Source organism: Mesorhizobium delmotii (genome assembly GCF_900149755.1).
GTDB classification, from domain to species: domain Bacteria; phylum Pseudomonadota; class Alphaproteobacteria; order Rhizobiales; family Rhizobiaceae; genus Mesorhizobium; species Mesorhizobium delmotii.
The window spans coordinates 1-3909 of the sequence record NZ_FUIG01000050.1 but is presented as its reverse complement, the minus strand read 5'-3'; the positions used below and the strand labels follow the sequence as shown (position 1 = coordinate 3909).

General features: G+C 60.9%; 4 protein-coding genes. 2 read left to right on the top strand and 2 right to left on the bottom strand.

Going from position 1 to position 3909, the window contains the following annotated elements:
- A partial coding sequence (locus BQ8482_RS29915; protein ID WP_133254863.1) for an adenylate/guanylate cyclase domain-containing protein occupies positions 1–1752 on the top strand: 1752 nt, incomplete at its 5' end.
- 642 nt (positions 1753–2394) lie between these two features.
- Positions 2395–2877, top strand: a complete 483-nt coding sequence (locus BQ8482_RS29910) for a DUF992 domain-containing protein (RefSeq protein ID WP_123150890.1) — start codon at positions 2395–2397, stop codon at positions 2875–2877.
- A gap of 4 nt (positions 2878–2881) precedes the next feature.
- Here BQ8482_RS29910 and BQ8482_RS29905 read toward each other — a convergent pair whose 3' ends face one another.
- The gene (locus BQ8482_RS29905) at positions 2882–3274 is read right to left on the bottom strand and encodes a terminase small subunit (RefSeq protein ID WP_133254862.1); all 393 of its coding nucleotides are present in this window, start codon (positions 3272–3274) and stop codon (positions 2882–2884) included.
- Positions 3275–3513: 239 nt separating this feature from the next.
- Positions 3514–3888: a DUF2254 family protein gene (locus BQ8482_RS29900; protein WP_123150888.1), complete on the bottom strand. Its 375-nt coding sequence runs from the start codon at positions 3886–3888 to the stop codon at positions 3514–3516.
- Positions 3889–3909 lie beyond the last annotated feature (21 nt).

Genomic DNA, 3909 nt, shown 5'->3' with positions numbered 1-3909 from the left:
CGGCCGGAGAAAAGCCCTGAGCGCCGCCTTGTTGCTATATTCGCGGCGGACGTAGCCGGCTATTCGCGCCTCATGGGCGAAGATGAGATCGAAACCCTTCGCCTGTTGACGGTTCACCGCGAGATCGTAGACGGCCTCATCGTGCGACACCGAGGTCGGATCGCCAACACAGCCGGTGATAGCGTCCTAGCCGAGTTTCCAAGCGCAGTGGACGCAGTCCAGTGCGGTACTGCCATACAGCAGCAACTTGGGGAGGCAAACGCAAACACGCCCGAGGATAGCCGCCTCCAGTTCCGGATCGGCATTCACGTCGGCGACGTGATGATCCGGGGCGGCGATCTGTTCGGCGACGGGGTGAACATTGCGGCGCGGCTCCAAGCCCTTGCCGAGCCGGGAGGTCTATGCCTCTCTGCTGAGGCTTACGCGCATGTGCGCAAGACGCTTCCGCTCGACTTCCAGGATCTCGGTCCGCAGCAGGTCAAGAACATCGCCGAGCCGGTTAGAGTCTATTCGTACAAACCTCAGCCCACCGACCCCGCGCTGCACACGAATACGCTGTCGCTGCCACTTCCCGAGAATCCCTCGATCGCCGTGCTGCCGTTTACGAACATGGGCGGTGACCGGTACTTTGCGGATGGGGTGGTCGAGGACATCATCACCGCGCTGTCTCACGTACCCCGCCTTTTCGTGATCGCCCGAAATTCCACCTTCACTTACCGAGACAGGATGGTCGATATCCGCCAGATCGGGCGGGAGCTCGGGGTGCGCTACGTCCTTGAAGGGAGCGTGCGACGAGCGAGCGGTCGCATCCGGATCACAGGCCAGTTGCTCGATGCCGCAACCGGAGCGCACCTGTGGGCCGATCACTATGACGGTGATGCGGACGATGTTTTCGACCTCCAGGACGAGGTGACTGCCAGCGTTGTCGGCGCGATCTCACCTCGCCTGCTCGACGCCGAGATTGCACGGATGAAGATCAAGCGTCCCGAGAACCTCGACGCGTACGACCTTTTCCTGCGTGCGCTCGAAGCGGTGAGGGAGATGACGCTCGAGCGCAACGAGGAGGCACTGTCGTACCTCGAACGCGCACTTCGGCTCGACCCCGACTATGCCGTTGCGGCGGGGCTCGCGGCCTGGGCCCACACGCTTCGCTTCGCACAGATCTGGCGCGGAGACGCTGAAACTGAAAGGAAACGTGGCATCGAGCTGGGACGAACCGCAGTCGCGAAGGGCCCTGATGATTCCGAGGCGCTGGCAATGGGCGGCTATGCCGTGGCGTTCCTCGGCAACGAGCTCAAGGAAGGACTCAGCGCGATCGAGCGCGCAATCAGCCTGAACCCGAATAGCGCCTTCGCATTGGCGAATGCAGGGTGGGTCAGGTGCTATCTCGGACAGGCGGAGCAGGCGATAAATAACTTCGAGCGGTCCGTCCGGCTGAGCCCGAGAGAGGGCACCTTGTTTCGTGTGGAATCCGGCCTTGCTTTTGCGCACCTCTTCCGGGAAGAGTTCGAGGAGGCTGTCATATGGGGACGGCGAGCGCTCGCCGGCAATCCAAACTACACTCCGACTTATCGGGCATTGGCTTGTGCCCTTGCTCATCTCGGGCGGATCGACGAGGCGAAAGGCGTTGGCCAGCGCCTTCGCGATCTGGTGCCGAATTTGAGCGCCGACCTCGAGCGGGTCCTCTTCCGTGATTCAGGGAAACTGCCTCTCATCCTGAGTGGCCTGCGCCTCGCGGGCCTGCCCGCTTGACGGCGCCTCAAGTCGACATATGGACAGTCATCATTCCGCGAGTGCCGGCTTAGGGTGTGTAGGCCCGTCAGGAGCGTCGCACCACTGCAACGGTATTGAAGCGCCATGTGTGGACCTTTGCCAGTGATGGTACGAAGGTCCTGTCTCGACCCTATCAGGACGTTCCGAGACGGAGGCTTGAAGGGCAGCAAAGGGTCAGATCGCGTCATGCAACGCTCGCAACTGAATGACCGCAAAAGGGTCGAACTCGGTCGTTTAGAGTAATTTGGGTTTGGGGCGAGAGCGACCGGCCATGAGGAGGTCCCGAACCTGAACGAGGGTGTCGGTCGGCGGGCCTGATAGGGGCCCCACAATCGATCCCCACACCCGCCACCGACGAACCCCGGCGGGGCGGTGCCGGCGACCGGCCGTCCCGGTGGCGACGATCTCACACGCTGGCGTTCTAAGGTCAAAACTCTATCAGCTGGCTGCCGCCAATGGGCGAGATGCGTGCGGTGATGACCCGGGCGGGACGCCGACCGCCCCAATAGCCGCAGGCCAACCGGTTCCGGAACAAAGTGCCGGGTAATTCCTTTTGGTATTCTGAAAGGTAACGCACACGCCTCCAGGGAAGTCTCGACCACCGCACAAGGAGCAACGATAATGCGTAAACGACTCGCAGCCATCACTCTTGTCGCAATCGCCGCGTCCATTTTGCCCAGCGCGGCTCAGAAGGCCAACACGGCGGTCGGCCTGCTCGACTGCGTTGTCGAAGCTGGCACACGCTTCATCATCGGCTCGAAAAAAGCTCTGAGTTGCACCTTCACGTCGGCCAACCCGAAGGTCGCACCCGAAACATACATAGGGGTCATTAGGAAGTTGGGGCTGGACGTCGGTCCGACGCCGAGGGCAGTGCTGCGGTGGCGGGTGCTTGCGCCAACCGGTAACGTCTATGCGCCCGGCGTGCTGGCCGGCGACTACAGCGGCGTCGGCGCCGAAGCAACGGCCGTTGTAGGCGCCGGTGCCAATCTTCTGGTTGGAGGATCCAACAGGACCTATACGTTGCAGCCACTCAGTGTCCAGGTGCAGACTGGCCTGAACGTTGCAGCCGGCGTGACCAGTTTCCAACTTCGCGCCGCCAAATAGAGTGTTAGCCCTCGGCGCGCCCAGACCGCCAGCCATCACCTACGTGGTCTATCGGTTCGGCGACAATCGGCGCGGGCACGGCATGTTGACCGACCAAGGACGAAGCGCCGGCCTCGCCGACATGACCGTGTCCGCTATAACCCGCCTCGCGATAGGCCTGCGTGGCGCTCTGGCCTTTGGCCACACCATGACAGAAATTTTCGCGGCGGTTGTTCTTGAGGATCGGCATAGCGGGAGGATAGCGCGGGATTGGCCTTTCCGCCACAGGGGCCTCTTCCTGTTTGCGCCATTGGTGCGCCATTAGGAAATACAAAAGGCGCACCTCAATGCGCCATTGAATTTCTCTTAGGGCACCTTCATCAATGGCGCACCCCGGTTTGCGCCATTGGCGCGCCATTACAACTAGCCAATGGCGCAGGTCCAGAGGGCTCTTCAGGTGACCTTTCCCGGTCGTTTCATGTTATCGACGTGGAGCCCTTCTCGGTCCTTTCGAGTGGGCCAAAATACGGCTCCTTGAGAAGCATGCCGTTCTTGACCCAAGTGGCGATGATCTCGCGGCATTGTTGTTCTGTCTTCTTCGTGGAGGGGATTAAGCACCTTCGGGTGCCTCACATTTCCGATTTGTCCAGCATCTCCTCACGGTGAAGATGCCGCTGGCCGACCATGCTCAGCAGACGCTGAAGCTGATCGAGCGCCAACTGAAAATCGGATCGCGTTGTCGCGCAGAAGCGTGGCCGCCATGATCCGCGGCGTCATTTGTCCTCCGGCGATCTGAACGGCCACGAGAAGCGAGCCAAAGGTGAACACTATGAACGTCAGCATCATTGTGACGATCGTTTCGAGAACGTTTTGTGTTCCCAACGGTCGCCAGCCCCACGAACTGAGGAAAGGCCGCCATACGGTCCAACCCTCGATCGCGAAGATTAGACGTATTGCTACCGCGTAGATCAGGAGGGAGATGAACGGAACGATCCATAGTGAGGATTTGACGTAGCTCCTGACCCTGTACAGACAGTGATGGGGTCAAAGGCC